General features: G+C 66.8%; 17 protein-coding genes. 7 read left to right on the top strand and 10 right to left on the bottom strand.

Annotated features, from left to right (window positions below):
- Positions 1 to 168 precede the first annotated feature (168 nt).
- Positions 169 to 813: a DUF4198 domain-containing protein gene (locus tag V6U71_RS02515; protein WP_411340844.1), complete on the top strand. Its 645-nt coding sequence runs from the start codon at positions 169 to 171 to the stop codon at positions 811 to 813.
- Here the strand turns inward: V6U71_RS02515 and V6U71_RS02510 are convergent.
- The 5 genes from V6U71_RS02510 to argH are packed head-to-tail and all read right to left on the bottom strand — an operon-like array spanning position 810 to position 5,658.
- A complete protein-coding gene (locus tag V6U71_RS02510) occupies positions 810 to 1,985 on the bottom strand; it encodes an aminotransferase (protein WP_411340843.1) in 1,176 nt (391 codons plus the stop codon). The genes V6U71_RS02515 and V6U71_RS02510 overlap by 4 nt on opposite strands.
- A complete protein-coding gene (locus V6U71_RS02505) occupies positions 1,982 to 2,752 on the bottom strand; it encodes a precorrin-2 dehydrogenase/sirohydrochlorin ferrochelatase family protein (protein ID WP_411340842.1) in 771 nt (256 codons plus the stop codon). The genes V6U71_RS02510 and V6U71_RS02505 overlap by 4 nt, the downstream gene beginning before the upstream one ends.
- 2 nt (positions 2,753 to 2,754) lie before the next feature.
- Positions 2,755 to 4,014 (bottom strand): diaminopimelate decarboxylase, encoded by a 1,260-nt coding sequence (gene lysA, locus V6U71_RS02500; RefSeq protein ID WP_411340841.1) that lies wholly within the window; start codon positions 4,012 to 4,014, stop codon positions 2,755 to 2,757.
- Between the two features lie 11 nt (positions 4,015 to 4,025).
- Positions 4,026 to 4,283, bottom strand: coding sequence for a hypothetical protein (locus tag V6U71_RS02495; RefSeq protein WP_173585665.1), 258 nt, complete (start codon positions 4,281 to 4,283; stop codon positions 4,026 to 4,028).
- Between the two features lie 4 nt (positions 4,284 to 4,287).
- Positions 4,288 to 5,658 carry an argininosuccinate lyase gene (gene argH, locus V6U71_RS02490; protein WP_411342300.1) on the bottom strand — a complete coding sequence of 457 codons (1,371 nt, stop codon included), beginning with the start codon at positions 5,656 to 5,658 and terminating at the stop codon, positions 4,288 to 4,290.
- 124 nt (positions 5,659 to 5,782) lie between these two features.
- Between argH and V6U71_RS02485 the strand changes: the two genes are divergently transcribed.
- The gene (locus V6U71_RS02485; protein WP_411340840.1) at positions 5,783 to 6,289 is read left to right on the top strand and encodes a TlpA family protein disulfide reductase; all 507 of its coding nucleotides are present in this window, start codon (positions 5,783 to 5,785) and stop codon (positions 6,287 to 6,289) included.
- Between the two features lie 5 nt (positions 6,290 to 6,294).
- Here V6U71_RS02485 and V6U71_RS02480 read toward each other — a convergent pair whose 3' ends face one another.
- The gene (locus V6U71_RS02480; protein WP_411340839.1) at positions 6,295 to 7,014 is read right to left on the bottom strand and encodes an IclR family transcriptional regulator; all 720 of its coding nucleotides are present in this window, start codon (positions 7,012 to 7,014) and stop codon (positions 6,295 to 6,297) included.
- Between the two features lie 101 nt (positions 7,015 to 7,115).
- Here V6U71_RS02480 and V6U71_RS02475 point away from each other — a divergent pair, with 101 nt between their 5' ends.
- The 5 genes from V6U71_RS02475 (at position 7,116) to V6U71_RS02455 (ending at position 12,796) form a co-directional block, all read left to right on the top strand.
- On the top strand, positions 7,116 to 8,045 hold the full coding sequence (locus V6U71_RS02475) for an SDR family NAD(P)-dependent oxidoreductase (protein WP_411340838.1): 930 nt from the start codon (positions 7,116 to 7,118) through the stop codon (positions 8,043 to 8,045).
- The gene (locus V6U71_RS02470) at positions 8,045 to 8,881 is read left to right on the top strand and encodes a MaoC family dehydratase (RefSeq protein WP_411340837.1); all 837 of its coding nucleotides are present in this window, start codon (positions 8,045 to 8,047) and stop codon (positions 8,879 to 8,881) included. Before V6U71_RS02475 ends, V6U71_RS02470 begins: the two co-directional genes overlap by 1 nt.
- Positions 8,878 to 10,317, top strand: a complete 1,440-nt coding sequence (locus V6U71_RS02465) for a 3-oxoacyl-[acyl-carrier-protein] synthase III C-terminal domain-containing protein (protein WP_411340836.1) — start codon at positions 8,878 to 8,880, stop codon at positions 10,315 to 10,317. Before V6U71_RS02470 ends, V6U71_RS02465 begins: the two co-directional genes overlap by 4 nt.
- Before the next feature lie 122 nt (positions 10,318 to 10,439).
- A complete protein-coding gene (locus V6U71_RS02460) occupies positions 10,440 to 11,645 on the top strand; it encodes an acetyl-CoA acetyltransferase (RefSeq protein ID WP_411340835.1) in 1,206 nt (401 codons plus the stop codon).
- Complete coding sequence (locus V6U71_RS02455) at positions 11,642 to 12,796, top strand: acyl-CoA dehydrogenase family protein (protein WP_411340834.1); 1,155 nt, start codon at positions 11,642 to 11,644, stop codon at positions 12,794 to 12,796. Before V6U71_RS02460 ends, V6U71_RS02455 begins: the two co-directional genes overlap by 4 nt.
- Positions 12,797 to 12,873: 77 nt before the next feature.
- On the opposite strand, the gene V6U71_RS02450 is transcribed toward V6U71_RS02455, so the two are convergent.
- The 4 genes from V6U71_RS02450 to V6U71_RS02435 all read right to left on the bottom strand — a co-directional run bounded on the left by V6U71_RS02450 (position 12,874) and on the right by V6U71_RS02435 (position 16,167).
- Positions 12,874 to 13,212, bottom strand: a complete 339-nt coding sequence (locus tag V6U71_RS02450) for a hypothetical protein (RefSeq protein WP_054588899.1) — start codon at positions 13,210 to 13,212, stop codon at positions 12,874 to 12,876.
- Between the two features lie 126 nt (positions 13,213 to 13,338).
- The gene (locus V6U71_RS02445) at positions 13,339 to 14,340 is read right to left on the bottom strand and encodes an NAD(P)H-dependent glycerol-3-phosphate dehydrogenase (RefSeq protein WP_411340833.1); all 1,002 of its coding nucleotides are present in this window, start codon (positions 14,338 to 14,340) and stop codon (positions 13,339 to 13,341) included.
- Positions 14,341 to 14,380: 40 nt separating this feature from the next.
- Entirely contained in the window at positions 14,381 to 15,313 is a 933-nt protein-coding gene (locus V6U71_RS02440) for an alpha/beta fold hydrolase (protein ID WP_411340832.1), read from the bottom strand.
- Positions 15,310 to 16,167, bottom strand: a complete 858-nt coding sequence (locus V6U71_RS02435; protein WP_411340831.1) for an alpha/beta hydrolase — start codon at positions 16,165 to 16,167, stop codon at positions 15,310 to 15,312. The genes V6U71_RS02440 and V6U71_RS02435 overlap by 4 nt, the downstream gene beginning before the upstream one ends.

The raw sequence follows: 16,167 nt of genomic DNA, 5'->3' as shown, positions 1-16,167 counted from the left end.
TTTTGAGACCCGATCTTGATTTGGCTTGGCGCCTATAGCGACTCATTCGCAATAGCAAGCTAGTAATTAGCATTTGCAATAAGCGCTTCATCGCCTCACAGATGTGGACCGGCGGGCGCTCCCCGCACCCAGAACGCCGTTCAGGCCATTCAAAAAGAGGAACTCCCGATGAAAAAAAACTTCGCCGCGCTGATCGCCTTAAGCCTGCTCGCGTCGCCCGCCGCCGCGCATGAAGTGTGGATCGAACGCGACAGCACCGGCCCCGCGCGCGTCTATCTCGGCGAGCCCGCCGATCCGGTTCCCGAGGCCGGCGACCCCGAATTTTCGAACCTCAAGACGCCGGGCGTCTTCCTCGCCGGCAGCAAGACGCCGGCCGCACTCGTGCGCCGCGCCAACCATATCGAAGCCGCGATCGCCGGCGAAGGTGACGTCCGCCTGACCGACGACAATGTCTTCGCGCCTTGGGAAAATGACGGCAAATGGGAAGGCGTCATCTATTATGCGCGCGCCGGCCGCAGCGATCCGAGCCATGCGCTCGACCTCGAGATCGTGCCCGTCGCGGCCGGATCGGACAGCTTTATCGTCCACTGGCAGGGCAAACCTCTGCCCGCCGCGAAGGTCAATGTGATCAACGCCGATCGCTGGCAGAAAAGCTTCACCGCGGACGGCGCGGGCCGCGTCGATGTGCCCGTGTCCGGCGCCGGCCGCTATTTGCTCGCGGTTTCACACGAGGTCGAGGGCGAACGCACGCTCGGCGGCAAGACGCTCGCCAAGACGATCCACGTTTCGACGCTGACCTTCGTCCAGCCCTAAGGTCGTTCGCCCGCCAGCCCGTCGCGAAACCGCGCGAGCCGCGCCACCGCTTCGTCGAGGACCGCGCCGTCCTTGGCGAAGCAGAGGCGGACGATGTGGCGCGGGCCATCGCCTTCGAACAGCGCCGACACCGGGATCGACGCAACCCCCGCCTCGCGCACCGCGCGTTCGCTGAATTCGCGGTCGGAAAGCGCAACGCCCGACGCAGCGAGGTCGATACACAGGAACCAGGTCGCGGCGTTCGGCAGCACCGCAAAACCCGCACGGTCCAGCGCGTCGCCCAGCCGCCGGCGCGATGCCGCCCAGCCATCGCGCTGCGCCGCAAACCAGTCGTCGGGCCGCTCCAGCCCCTCGGCGACCGCCCATTGCAGCGCGGGCGGCGTGGTGAAGGTCAGGAACTGGTGCGCGCGCCCGAGCGCGGTCGCCAGCGCCGGTGCGGCGCACATCCAGCCGGTTTTCCAGCCGGTGAGGCCGAAGATCTTGCCCGCCGACCCGACCTTCACCGCGCGCTCCGCCATGCCCGGAAAGGACAGCAATGAGCGATGCGGGATGCCCTCGAAACGCACATCCTCCCACACCTCGTCGCAGATCGCGGTGAGATCGTGGCGCACGCAGATATCGGCGATCATCGCGAGCTCGGCCTCGCTCGCCACCGTACCCGCGGGGTTGTGCGGATCGTTGAGCATCAGCACGCGCGTACGCGGCGTGATCGCGGCGGCAAGGTCGGCGGCATCGTAGCGCCAATGGGGCGGGCGAAGCGCCACCGAAACCGGAACACCGCCGACGCGGCGGATCACCGGCGCATAGCTGTCATAGGCCGGCTGGAACAGAATCACCTCGTCGCCCGGCGCGACCAGCGCGAGCAACGCGGCGGCCAGCGCCTCGGTCGCGCCCGACGTGACGATCACCTGTTCGGGCGCGAGCGCGAGACCCTGCCGCCGCGCATAGAAACCGCAGATTGCGTTACGTAGCTCGGGCAGGCCGAAGGCCGGCGGATACTGGTTCGATTTTTCGGTGAGTGCGCGCGCCGCGGCGGCGACCATATCGGGATGCGGCGGTTCGTCGGGAAAACCCTGCCCCAGATTGATCGCGCCATGTTCGCGGGCGAGCGCCGACATATGCTCGAAGATCGTCGGCGCCATCGCGGCGTAGAGCGGATGGACGGCGGTCATGGCTGCGCAATCCAGAGCGACAGGCCGGGCGGCGGATCGGCGGGCGGCGCATCGGCGATATGGCGCACGGCATCGGCGCGGGCGCGGTCGAGGATTGCCGCGGGAACATCCGCGCCGTGGAAGATATGATCGGCCTCGCCGAGCAGCCGTGCGGCGCGGAGCGTCAGATCGTCGGGGTCGGCGCTGGCGAGTGCGATGGTTTCGAGCCGCGACGGCTGCGCTGCTACCGCACCCGCCAGCCAGGCATCGACCTTGTCCGCCGCATCGCCGTCGAGCGGATCGAGCGCGCCGCCGCTCGCCAGCGCCGCATCGATGGCGCGGCGCCGGTCGGCGGCGGCGGGCCAGCGGCTTTTCATCGCATCCCGCGCCAAATGCAGCGCAGGGGCGAGCGCCCCGAGCCGCGCGGGAAGCAGCGCCTCGATCCGTTGCCGCACCGCCTTGGCCAGCCCCGCCGACGCCCCGCCGGTGCCGATCGCGACGGTGACCGGCGCGCGGTCGACGATCGCCGGCGTGGTGAAATCGCAAAGGTCGGGCCGGTCGACGACGTTGACGAGCAACCCGCGCGCGCGCAGCGCCTGCGCGGCCGCGCGCGCCTCGCCCTCGTCGGCAAGGGCGACGAACGCAACGGCTGCGCCCTCCTCCCAATCGGAGACGATCCGCCCGCCAGCGCGGACGATCAGCCGTGCCTTGGCGTCGGCCGCCTCCCCTTCCCCGACCAGCACGACCGGACGGCCGCGCAGATTGAGGAAGAGGGGGAATTGCTCCATCGTCAGTCGATCCAGTCGGGCACGCGCTCGGCCGCCATGATCGTGCCCGCGGCGATGCGATCGGCGACGACAACATAACGGTCGCCATCGACGAGCACCTCGGGAACGAGGCTGCGGCTGTTATAGGTCGACGCCATCGTCGCGCCATAGGCGCCTGCGGTGCGGAAGACGGCAAGGTCGCCCGCCTCGACCTTGTCGGTCACCCGGTCGCGCGCGAAGGTGTCGCCCGTCTCGCACACCGGGCCGACGATCGACGCGGTCATCTTCTCGCCGTCCGGCTGCACCGCGACGAAATCATGGTAGGCGTCGTAAAGCGCCGGACGCGCAAGGTCGTTCATCGCCGCGTCGACGATCACGAAAGGGTTGGTCGCGCCCGGCTTGACCCACAGCACTTCGGTGAGCAGCACGCCGGTGTTGCCCGCGATCACCCGGCCGGGCTCGAACATCAGCGTGACGTCCCAGTCCTTCGTCACCCGCGCGACCATCGCGCCATATTCGGCGGGCGATGGCGGATTGTCCTCGGGCCGGTACGGCACGCCGAGCCCGCCGCCAAGATCGACATGGGTGATGCTGTGCCCCGCGGCGCGGAGGTCGGCGACAAGGCGGCCGACGCGCTCGAACGCCGCCTCGAGCGGGGCGAGGCTGGTAAGCTGGCTCCCGATATGCAGTGCGATACCGCGCATTTGCAGCCCCGGCAGTCCCGCAAGCCGCCCGAATATTTCGGGCGCGACGTCGATCCCGACGCCGAACTTGTTCTCGGCCTTGCCGGTCGAAATCTTCGCATGCGTGCCCGCATCGACGTCGGGATTGACGCGCAGCACGGCGCGCGCAGTCATTTCCTTGCCGAGCGCAATCTCGGCGAGTGCAACGCCTTCGGGTTCATGTTCGATGTTGAACTGGCCGATACCGCGATCGAGCCCGAGCGCCAGTTCGGCGCGCGTCTTGCCGACGCCCGAAAAGACGATGTCCTCGGGCGCCATGCCCGCCGCGAGCGCGCGTTCGAGCTCGCCGCCCGATACGACGTCGGCGCCATAGCCCTGCCGCGCGAGGACGCGCAGCACGCCGAGGTTGGGGTTGCACTTGATCGCGAAGGCGATGTGTTTCCTGGGAATATCGCTCAGCGCATCGCGAAACACCTGCGCGTGACGTTCGAGCGTCGCGCGCGAATAGACGTAAACGGGGGTGCCGATTTCCTCGGCGATGCGCGGCAAGGGAATGTTTTCGGCGTGGAGGACGCCGTCACGATAGTCAAAATGATCCATTGGAAAAGTCCTCAGCCCGGAGGCGGTAAATCGAAATCGTCGGGTTCGCGGCGTTCCGAGCGTTTGAGAAGTTCGTCGCTGCGCGCTGGCCGGGCCTGCGCGTCAGGCGTCGTGAGCTCCTCTGTGGTCGGGGCGCGCGTCGCGCCGAGCGGGATCTCCGGTGCCGGCTGGCCGGCGACGGGCTTCAGGTCTTCCTTGCTGCCGCACGCGGCAAGCGTGGCCAAAAGGGCGGCGCCGGTCAGGGCGGCGGCAAGGGAACGCTGGGCCATCATCCTATTCCTTCGTGGCGGCACGCGCCGCGGCAATGGCCTGCCTTACCCGTTCGGGCGCGGTACCGCCATAGCTGGTGCGGCTGGCGACCGACGCTTCGACGGTCAGCGCCGCGAGCACCTCGGGCGTGACCGCGGCGTGGATCGCGGCCGCGTCGGCAGCAGGCAGCGCCGACAGTTCGACGCCAAGTCCCTCGGCGCGCTTGACGCAGGCGCCGACGACATGATGCGCCTCGCGGAACGGCAGGCCCGCCTCGCGCACCAGCCAGTCGGCAAGGTCGGTCGCGGTCGAATAGCCCGACGCGGCGAGCGCACGCATGCGGTCGGTGCGGAAGGTCAGCGTCTCGACCATCCCGGTCATCGCGGCGAGCGACAGCGCCAGCGCGTCGAAGGCGCCGAACAGCGTTTCCTTGTCGTCCTGCAGATCCTTCGAATAGGTCAGCGGCAGACCCTTGACGATGACGCTGAGCCTCTGGAACGCGCCGAGCAGCAGCCCCGCGCGCCCGCGCACCAGCTCGGCGGCGTCGGGGTTGCGCTTTTGCGGCATGATCGAGCTGCCCGTCGACCAGGCATCGGGCAGGCTGACGAAACCAAAGGGCTGGCTCGCCCAGATCACCACTTCCTCGGCGAGGCGCGAGAGGTGTAGCGCGGCGATCGACGCCGAGGCGCAGAATTCGAGCGCGAAGTCGCGGTCCGAAACGGCATCGATGCTGTTCGCCATCGGCCGGGCAAAGCCGAGCGCCGTCGCGGTCGCGTGGCGGTCGACCGGAAATCCGGTGCCTGCGAGCGCCGCGGCGCCGAGCGGCGACTCGTTGAGCCGCGCCCGCCCGTCGGCGAAACGACCGCGGTCGCGGCCGAACATCTCGACATAGGCGAGCAGATGGTGGCCGAGCGTCACCGGCTGCGCGACCTGCAGATGCGTGAAGCCGGGCATGATGCTGTCGGCATGCTCCTCGGCCCGCGTCAGCAGCGCCATCTGCAGCGCCGCCAGCCCGGCGTCGATCCGCTCGCAGGCGGTGCGCGTCCACAGACGGAAGTCGGTCGCGACCTGATCGTTGCGCGACCGCGCGGTATGCAGCCGCCCGGCGGCCTCGCCGACCAGTTCCTTGAGCCGCGATTCGACGGTCATGTGGATGTCTTCGAGCGCGAGGTCGACCGGCACGCCGTCGCGCGCGAATTCTTCGGCGATCTCGGCGAGGCCGCGGTCGATGACCACGGCATCCTCGGCCGCGATGATGCCCGTCGCGCCCAGCATCGCGGCGTGCGCGCGACTGGCGGCTATATCCTCTTCCCACAAGCGCTTATCGACGGGGATCGACGCGTTTATCTCTTGCATGATCGCCGCGGGTCCGCCACCGAAGCGGCCGCCCCACATGCTGTTGCTGTCCGGAGATTCCGCCATTCAACGCGTCCCGAGAAAAATCGCCCTGATCCTCGCGCTCTGCCTCGCCGGATCGATCGCGGGCTGCGATAGGGAAAAGCAGACGGCGGAGCAAGCGGTGCCGGGCGAAGGAAATATTTCGCGCGGTGAAGCGAAAGGTGCCCCTGCCGTAGGGCAATTCGAACATGTCGTCGAACGCAGTAACGCCGGAAAACCGGTGCCGGCGGCAGCGTTCCGCGGCCCCGACGATGCGCCGGTGACGCTTGCCGCGTTCAAGGGCAAGCCGCTGCTCGTCAATCTGTGGGCGACATGGTGCGCGCCGTGCGTCGCCGAAATGCCGACCCTCGACAAACTTGCCGCCGCGCGCCACGACACGATGACGGTGATCGCGGTGGCGCAGGACCTGCAGGGCGCCGAGGTGGTCGACCCGTGGTTCCAGCAGGCGAAGCTGACGACGCTGCAGCCCTATATCGATCCGCAGAACGGCCTGCTCGACGCCGCGAACAGCGCGCTGCCGACGAGCATCCTCTATGATGCCGAGGGCCGCGAGGTCTGGCGGGTCGTTGGCGCGATCGACTGGCAGGGCGAGGAAGCGAAGACCTTGCTCGCCGAAGCGGACGCCTGATCGGATCAGTCGAGCCCGGCCTGCGCAAGCGCGATCAGCGCCCTGCCCAGCTTCTCCACCTCGGACGCCGTCCGCGCCCCTGCGAAAAAGCTGGCCGAAACGCAAAACTCGGGCTTCGCCTGCGGAATCACCGCCGCAAGAGTGCAGATGCCGATGTGGGTATAGCCGTCGTCGAGCGCATAGCCCGCCTGCGCCGCCGTCTCGATCTGTTCGGCATAAGCGCTAACCGACACGGGCTTTTGCCAGCGCACCGCAGCGAAACGGCGCGCGATTTCGTCCGGTCCGGGGGCCTGCGCCGCGGCGATCGCGCGCCCGACCGCACCGCCGCCGAGCGGCTGGCGCTGCCCGCGCGCGAGGTGGATGCGGAGCACCGCGTTGCTTTCGGCGTGCGCGACAAGTTGCATACGATCGCGCGACGCGGTCTGCCACAGTCCGACGGTGACTTCGTACGCCTGCGCGAATTCCACCAGCAGCGGTACCATGCGATCGATCAGCCGCCGCGCATCGCCGTCGCGCAGCAGCCCCGACCGCCGCCACGCGTCGGCAAGCCGATAGCGTTTCCCCGGCTGTTCGCGGACGATCACCCCTTCACCCAGCAAGGTACCGAGCAGGTTGAAAACGCTCGAGGGACTGAGGCCGAGCGCGCGGCTGACGTCGGACAAAGTCAGTGTCTCCGAATCGGCGAACAGCCGCATGATCGCAAAGGCCTGCGAAACCGATCTCACCCCATCCGCCACGTGCACCGCCATTTTTCTTCATTGTGAAAACATAATTCTTTATATTGAATATATCGACCGACTCAACTAGCCGATTTCGAACCGATGAAATGGAGGATGCGATGGGCGGGATGCTGGACGGCAAGGTGGTGGCGGTGACCGGCGCGGGGCGCGGGGTCGGACGCGAGATCGCCCTGCTCTGCGCAAAGGAAGGCGCGGCGGTCGTCGTCAACGACCTCGGCGGCAGTGCCGAAGGCGAAGGCGCCGACCTCAGCCCGGCACAGGAAACGGTGAACGACATCAAGGCCGCGGGCGGTAAGGCGCTCGCCAATGGTGCCAGCGTCGCCGATCCCAAGGGCGCAGCGAGCATCGTCGAGGATGCGGTGCAGGCGTTCGGGCGCATCGACGCGGTGGTGAACAACGCCGGCATCCTGCGCGACCGCATCTGGCACAAGATGAGCCATGAGGACTGGAACGCCGTGATCGACGTCCACCTCAACGGCTGCTTCAACGTCTCGAAGGCGGCGACGCCCTATTTTCGTGACCAGCAATCGGGCAGCTTCATTCACTTTACCTCGACCAGCGGCCTCATCGGCAATTTCGGTCAGGCCAATTATTCGGCGGCGAAGCTCGGCATCGTCGGCCTGTCGCAGTCGATCGCGCTCGACATGGCGCGCGCCGGGGTCCGTTCGAACTGCATCGCGCCCTTCGCATGGAGCCGGCTGATCGCGACGATCCCCGCGACCAACGAGGCCGAGGCGCTACGCATCGAACGGATGAAGACGATGACCGCCGACAAGATCGCCCCGCTCGTCGCCTTCCTCGCCAGCGACGCGTCGCAGGAGGTGTCGAACCAGATCTTCGGCGTCCGCAAGAACGAGATTTTCCTCTTCTCGAAACCGCGCCCGATCCGTTCGATGCAGAAGAACGAGGGCTGGACCCCGCAGGCGATCGCCGACGAGATGCTCCCGGCCTTCCGCGGCAGCTTCGCCGATCCGGCCGAGCGCTCGGGCGACGTGTTCGGCTACGATCCGATCTGATGGCGATCGATCCCGACACGCTGCTGTCGATGCCGCCGATCGTCACGCGGCAGACGCTGGAGCGGCGCGACACGATCCTCTACGCGCTCGGCATCGGCGCGACCGAACTCGGCTTTCTGTTCGAGGAACGGCTGCAAGCGCTGCCGACGATGGCCGTCACGCTCGGCTATCCCGGCTTCTTCTGGCGCGACTCCGCCTATGGCGCGAACTGGCAGAAAATCCTGCACGGCGAACAATCGACGGTCCTTCACGCGCCGCTGCCGGTCGAGGGCGAGATTGTCGGATCGACCCGGATCGAGGCGCTCTATGACAAGGGGCCCGACAAGGGCGCGCTCGCGATGGTGACGCGCGAGATCCACGATGGCGTCGGCACGCATCTCGCCACCTCGCGCTCGATGACCTTCCTGCGCGGCGACGGCGGCTTCGGCGGATCGAGCGAGGGTGCCCCGGTGCCGCACCCGGTCCCCGACCGCGCGCCCGACGACATCGTCACCTTGCCGAGCGCCGCGAACCAGGCGCAAATCTATCGCCTGTCGGGCGACCTCAATCCGCTGCACATCGATCCCGACGTCGCGAAAGCGGGCGGGTTCGAAGCGCCGATCCTGCACGGGCTGGCGACCTATGGTCTCATCGGCCGCGCCCTGCTCGCGGCGCGCTGCGACAATGCCCCCGCGCGCCTCAAACGCATCGACGGGCGCTTTTCGGCGCCGGTCTATCCCGGCGAGACGATCGAGACCTCGATCTGGGACCAAGCGGACGGTAAACTTGCCTTCCGCGCCCGCGTCGTCGAGCGCGACCGGATTGTCTTCACCAACGGCTATGCGGAGACGGCATGAGCGATTTCGGAATATTGGCCTTCGGCGCCTATGTGCCGGTCACGCGGCTGCAGCGCAGCGCGATCCATGCGACCAACGGCTGGTTCGCAAGCGGTTTGCGCAGCCTCGCCAAGGGCGAGAAGGCAGTCGCCAACTGGGACGAGGACAGCGTCACCATGGCGCTCGAAGCCGCGCGCGATGCGCTCGAAGGCTTGGACCGTGCGAGCGTGCACCGCGTCAGCATCGCCTCGACCACGCTCCCGTTCGCCGACCGCCAGAATGCCGGCATCGTCAAGGAAGCGCTCAACCTGCCCGACGCGGTCGGCGCGCTCGACGTCGCGGGATCGCAGCGCGCCGCGACCTCGGCGCTGCTCGCCGCGCTCGGCGGACATGAAACGACGCTGGTCACGGCGGCCGAACTCACGACGCCCAAGCCCGCATCCGAACGCGAGATGACCAGCGGCGACGCGGCGGCAGCGGTGCTGGTCGGCACCGGCACGCCGGTCGCGACGCTCGTCGCGAGCCACGGCGTCACGATGGATTTCGTCGACCATTTTCGCGAGGCGGGCGAAGCGCACGACTATGACTGGGAAGCGCGCTGGGTCCGCGACGAGGGCTTTGCCCGGATCATGAATCCCGCCATCGCGGCGCTGCTGAAAAAGGCCGGTGTCGAGGGCGCGGCGATCGATCATTTCCTCGTCCCCGTCGCGATCAAGGGCGTGCCCGAAATGCTCGCGAAGAAGGCGGGCATCGGCGAAGGCGCGGTCGCCGACACGCTCGGCGCGACGCTCGGCCACGCCGGGGCAGCCCATGCGCTGGTGATGCTGAGCGCCGTACTGGAAACCGCGAAAGCAGGCGAACGCATCCTGCTCGCCAGCTTCGGGCAGGGCTGCGACCTGCTATTGCTCGAAGTCAGTGATGCCATCGGTTCGGTCAAACCGCGCCTCGGCGTCTCGGGCTGGCTCGCGCGGCGGATCGAATCGAGCAATTACGCCAAATATCTCTTCCATCGCGGCCTGCTCCAGCTCGATCGCGGCGCGCGCGCCGAGCACGACAGCAAGACCGCGCTCACCGCGCTGTGGCGCAACCGCAAGGCAGTGCTCGGCCTCGTCGGCGGTCGCTGCACCAAGACGGGGACGGTGCAGTTCCCGAAGAGCGAGGTCAGCGTCAATGCCAACGACCATGCGGTCGGGACGCAGGAGGATTATCCGCTCGCCGAAGTCCCCGCCAAGGTGATGACCTGGACCGCCGACGCGCTCACTTACTCGCCCGATCCGCCAAGCTATTACGGCAATATCGATTTCGTCGGCGGCGGGCGGATGATGACCGAATTCACCGATTTTCCGCAAGGGTCGCTGGACGTCGGCGCCGATCTACGCATGATGTTCCGCATCAAGGCGTATGACGAGAACCGCGGTTTCCGCCGCTATTTCTGGAAAGCCGCGCCGGCGTTCTGAGATTGATCCGGCACCGGCCCGCTCCCCCACCCGGCCTCCCATAGGCTACTATCGTCGGGGAGGCCGGGTGGGGGAGCGGGCCGGTGCCGGGCCACAGATAGAGACTCTGACGGGAGACAATGATGGCCAAGGGTATCCGCGACAAGGTCGCCATATTGGGCATGGGCTGCGCGAAGTTCGGCGAACGCTGGGACAAGGACGAAGACCAGCTCATGCTCGAAGCCTATGAGGAGGCAATGGCCGACGCCGGGATCGAGGCGAGCCAGATCGACGCCGCGTGGCTCGGCGCCGCCTTCGACGCGCAGAATATCGGGCCGAGCGGCATCCCGCTCGCGGTCGCGCTGCGACTGCCCGACATCGGCGTCACCAAGGTCGAAAATTACTGCGCCAGCGGCACCGAAAGCTTTCGCGGCGCGGTCTATGCGGTTGCCTCGGGCGCCGCCGACATCGCGCTGGCGATGGGCGCTGAGAAGCTCAAGGATACCGGCTATGGCGGCCTGCCCGTCCGCACCCGCGGCACGACGCACGACATGATCGGCATCACCGGATCGGCGCCGGGCAATTTCGCCCAGCTTGCAAGCGCGTATCGCGGCGTCCACGGCGTCGGCGCCGACGACCTCAAACGCGCGATGGCGCATGTCTCGGTCAAAAGCCACGCGAACGGTGCGAAGAATCCGAAAGCGCATCTGCAAAAGGCGGTGACGATGGATCAGGTGCTGAACGCGCCGATGATCGCCGAGCCGCTCGGCCTGTTCGACTGCTGCGGGGTCAGCGACGGCGCCGCCTGCGCGATCGTGACGACGCCGGAGATCGCCCGCGCGCTCGGCAAGACCGATATCGTAACGGTGAAAGCGCTCCAGCTCGCGACCTCGAACGGCTGGGAGATGCAGGCATCGGGCTGGAACGGCAGCTATTTCCACACCACGCGCGTCGCCGCGACCAAGGCCTATGACGAGGCGGGGATCACCGATCCGCGATCGCAACTGAGCCTGATCGAGGTTCACGACTGTTTCTCGGTCACCGAACTGGTGACCATGGAGGATCTTCATATCTCGAAGGAAGGTCAGGGCTGGCGCGACGTGCTCGACGGCTTCTTCGACGCCGACGGGCAGGTGCCGTGCCAGATCGACGGCGGGCTCAAATGCTTCGGCCACCCGATCGGCGCATCGGGCCTCAGGATGATCTACGAAAATTACCTCCAGCTTCTCGGCCGTGCCGGCGAACGGCAGCGGCAGGACAATCCGGTGTTTGCGCTCAGCCATAACCTCGGCGGCATGCCGAACCAGAATGTCTCGTCGATCGCGATCATCGGGCGCGCCGACGCATGACCCACGATTACACCGCTATCCGCGAAGAGGTCGCGAAGCTCTGCGCCGCCTTCCCCGGCCCCTATTGGCAGGCGAAGGACAAGGTCCGCGAATATCCGAGCGAGTTCGTCGCCGCACTAGGCGAGGCGGGCTATCTCGCCGCGCTGATCCCCGAGGAATATGGCGGCGCCGGCCTGCCCTTGTCGGCGGCCGCGGCGATCCTCGAGGAAATCCAGCGGCAGGGCTGCAATGGCGGCGCGGTGCACGCGCAAATGTATGTGATGGGCACGGTGCTGCGCCACGGGTCGGAGGAGCAGAAGGCGCGCTATCTGCCCAAGGTCGCGACCGGCGAACTCCGCCTGCAGGCGTTCGGCGTCACCGAACCGACGAGCGGCACCGACACGCTCAGCCTGAAGACCGTCGCGAAGAAGGATGGCGACGAATATGTCGTCAACGGCCAGAAACTGTGGACCAGCCGCGCCGAGCATAGCGACCTGATGATCCTGCTCGCGCGCACGACGCCGCGCGATCAGGCGGCGAGCCGCACCGAAGGTCTCTCGGTCTTCCTTGTCGACATGAAGGAAGCGCTTGCCGCGGGCACATTGTCGATCCGCCCGATCGACACGATGATGAACCATGCGACGACCGAAATCTTCTTCGACAATATGCGCATCCCCGCCGCCAACCTGATCGGCGAAGAGGGCAAGGGTTTCCGCTACATCCTCTCGGGCATGAACGCCGAACGGCTGCTGATCGCCGCCGAATGCATCGGCGATGCGAAGTGGTTCATCGAGAAGGCCTCCAGCTACGCCAAGGAACGCGTGCTGTTCGGCCGCCCGATCGGCCAGAACCAGGGCGTGCAATTCCCGATCGCCCGCGCCTATGCCCAGATGCGCGCCGCGGAGATGCTCGTCCACGACGGCATCGCCAAATATGAAGCGGGCGAAAATGCGGGGGCCGAGGCGAATATGGCAAAGATGCTGGCGGCGGAAGCAAGCTGGGCGGCCGGCGAGGCGTGCATCCAGACTCATGGCGGCTTCGGCTTCGCCGCCGAATATGACATCGAGAGAAAATTCCGCGAAACGCGCCTCTATCAGGTCGCGCCGATCAGCACGAACATGATCCTGTCCTATGTCGCCGAGCATGTGCTGGGGATGCCGCGGAGCTATTGAAGCAAAGAAGGGCGGACGCCCGATCACGCCCGCCCTTCCCTGCGACCCGGAGCAAGGTCCGGGTAAGCGTCGAAGGCTTAGCCGCCGACCGTCACGCGGCCGCTGCGATAGCCCTTCTTGCGCATTTCCTTCACATAATCCTTGTCGGCGTCGACCACCTCGGTCTCCCATTCGTCCCACGCGTCCCAGCGGTCCTCGCGGTCGGTGGCGTGGCGAAGGTCGCTGGTCAGCTCCTTCTCTGCCTCCAGAATGTCGGCCTTGTAATTATACCAATACTGGTTGACGACGCCCGCAATCGGCGCGGTGCGGATATGCGGCGCCTCGAATCCCGGCGGCATCGAGCCATAGGGCACGGCAGCAACGGCGACGCTGGCGGGGAGAGCCATCAGAACGGCGAGGGTGGTCCACTTTTTCATTGTCCAACTCCTGATTTGCGCTCCACCGCAGCGGAGCGTCACAGGAGGAAACGAAGCAGCGGGCGATTTTCTTCCCGGCTGGCCGATGAATCGGCACGGCTGGTGGCGGAATCGTCCGAAATAGCCTCAACCGGGGTGCGCTTCGTCCCCGACCGCCGAGCGGAGCAGGCCGCGAAACACGTCCTGCGCGCTCCGTTTTCCCTGCGTCACATCGAACACATCCTGCGCGATCGGCATCGCAATAGCGTGCTTTTCGGCGAGCGCGATCACCGTCGGGGCGCTTTTCACCCCCTCGGCAACCATGTTCATGCCCGCGATGATCTCGTCGATATGCCGCCCCTTGCCGAGTTCGACCCCGACATGGCGGTTGCGCGACAGCGTGCTGGTGCAGGTGGCGATAAGGTCGCCCATGCCGGTGAGCCCGGCAAAAGTCTCGGGCCGCCCACCCATCGCGACGCCGAGCCGGGTGATCTCGGCCAGCCCGCGCGTCATCAGCGCCGAGCGCGTATTGTCGCCCGCACCCAGCCCGTCGCCCATGCCGACCGCGATCGCGATGATATTCTTGAGTACCCCGCCCAGCTCGCAGCCGAGCAGGTCGGTGTTGGTGTAAACGCGGAACAGCCCCGAATGGAACACCGGCTGCAGCGCGCGGACGACGATCTCGTCCTCCATCGACAACACGCTCGCCGCCGCCTGCCCGGCCATGATCTCGCGCGCCAGATTGGGCCCGGTGAGGACGCCGACGGGATGGCCGGGGAGTACTTCCTCGATCAACTCGGTCATCCGCTTGCCCGATGCCAGTTCCAGCCCCTTGGTCAGGCTGATCACCGGCACCCATGGGCGGAGGTGCAGCTTCGCCTCCTCCAATACGCTGCGAAAGCTGTGCGAGGGCACGCCCATGACGAGCACGTCGGCGCCCGCGACCACCTCGCCCATGTCGGCTGTCGCGCGCAGCGCCAGCGGCAGCTTGATGCCGGGCAGATATTTGCGGTTCTCGTTATCGCGGTTGATGCCGTCGACGGTTTCCGCATCGCGCGCCCACAGCGTGATCGGCGCGTTGCGCGATACGACCGACGCGACCGTCGTTCCCCAACTGCCCCCACCGAGCAGCCCGACCTTCAACCGCATGAACCTCTCCCGCTATTTTCGGGGGAGAGTGGCGCGCTTCTCACAGCTTGGCAAGGAAGCCCTTCATCACCTCGGCCGTCCCCTTCGGGTCTTCGACCATCGGGACATGGCCGACATGCTCCATGATGTGCGACGTGCTGCCCGCGATTCCGGCTTCGAGCACCGGGACGCAGCTCACATCGATCACACGGTCATGGCGGCCCCACAGGATCAATGTCGGCACCTTGACCTCGCCGAGCCGGTCGTTGAGCGGATGGTCGCGCGCTTCGTTGGCGATGATCCAGAAGATCGTGTCGAGCTGGTCGCGATAGCGCAGCCCGTCGGCGTAGAGCGCGGGTTTGAGCCGCTGCGGGATAAACGGCGGTTTGTGGACGACCATCGCCACCAGCCGATCGGCGTCCTCAAGGCTGGCAAGGACGAGCGGGCTACCCTCCCCTTCGACCGCCTGTTTCTGGAGGTCGCTCTCATCCGTGCCGAGCACCCCGGCATTGTCGATCAGGATCAGGCTGGCCAGCGCATCCGGATAATCGAGCGCATAGCGTAGTGCGATCCACCCGCCCATGCTGTTGCCCGCAATATGCGGCCGCACGAGACCGAGCGCGTCGGAAAACTCCTTGAGCCGCCGCGTCTGCGCTTCGATGTCATAGGCGAGTTCCGGATTGCGTTCATTCTCGCCGAAACCGGGAAGGTCGGGAGCGATGACATGATAATCGCGCGTCAGGTACGGCGCGATCATCGACCAATTATCCTTGTCGCCCGAAAAACCATGGACAAGCAGGAGCAACGGCTTCGCCGGATCGCCGCCCTCAAGATAGGGCCAGGCGCGGCCATTTACGGCCACACTTTTCTGCACCGTGCCGCCGCGCTTGCGCAGCAACCAGCGGCCGAGCGCGAGCAGGCGGCCGGGGAAGATGAAATAGAGCAGCGCGATCGCGATCAGCGGCGCAAAGAGGAGGACGAGCAGAATTCTCATGCCGCCACCGCGTTTATATGCGCGTCGAACCAGCCGACCAGATCGCCCAGGACCGCGCCGTGTTCGGGTTCATTATAGATTTCGTGAAACAGGCCGGGATAGATTTTGAGTGTCTTGTCGGCCGACGACACATGGTCGAACAGATATTGCGACCCCTCGGCCGAGGCGAGGCTGTCGGCTTCGCCGTGCTGGAGCAGGATCGGCAGCCTGATCTTCGGCGCCCCGGCCTGCGCCGCTGCCATCGCGTCCATGAACTCCTTGCCGAGCCGCGCGCCTATCTTGCCGGTGTAGACGAGCGGGTCGGCCAGATAGGCGGCGACCACCGCGGGATCGCGGCTGACGCCGTTCGCATCGAGCGACAGCACGCCAAGGCGCGGAAAGAAGCGCGACAGGAAACGGCTGATCCAGACAGTGAAACGCGACGGCGGCGCGGCAGGAACGATCGCCGGGCCCGACAGCGCCGCCGCGACGAACGCCTGCTGATGCCCGATCAGGAACAGGGTTGCGATGAGCCCGCCCATGCTGTGGCCGAGCAGCAGGCGCGGCGTATCGCCGTGATTGATCTCGACCAATGTCAGCAGTTCGGCCATGCCGTCGGTGAAGGCCGAAAAGCGCGGCACGAAACCCGGCGTCCCGTCCGACCGGCCGTGCCCCCAATGGTCGATCGCATAGACGGCGTAGCCCGCATCGGTCAGCCGCTTTGCGACATGTGCGTAGCGCCCTGCATGCTCGGCATAACCATGTGCGAGCAGCACCACTGCTTTCGGCGCGGTTGCGGGCAGCCAGTGGGTGACGTGGAGCGCCGCACCGGCACCGGCCGATCCGGCGGACAGGACGATCGCGCCCGTCGCCAC

This window comes from Sphingopyxis sp. J-6 (assembly GCF_046603995.1).
GTDB lineage: Bacteria > Pseudomonadota > Alphaproteobacteria > Sphingomonadales > Sphingomonadaceae > Sphingopyxis.
The sequence above is the reverse complement of the archived record's forward strand: the minus strand, read 5'-3'. Positions and strand labels throughout refer to the sequence as shown.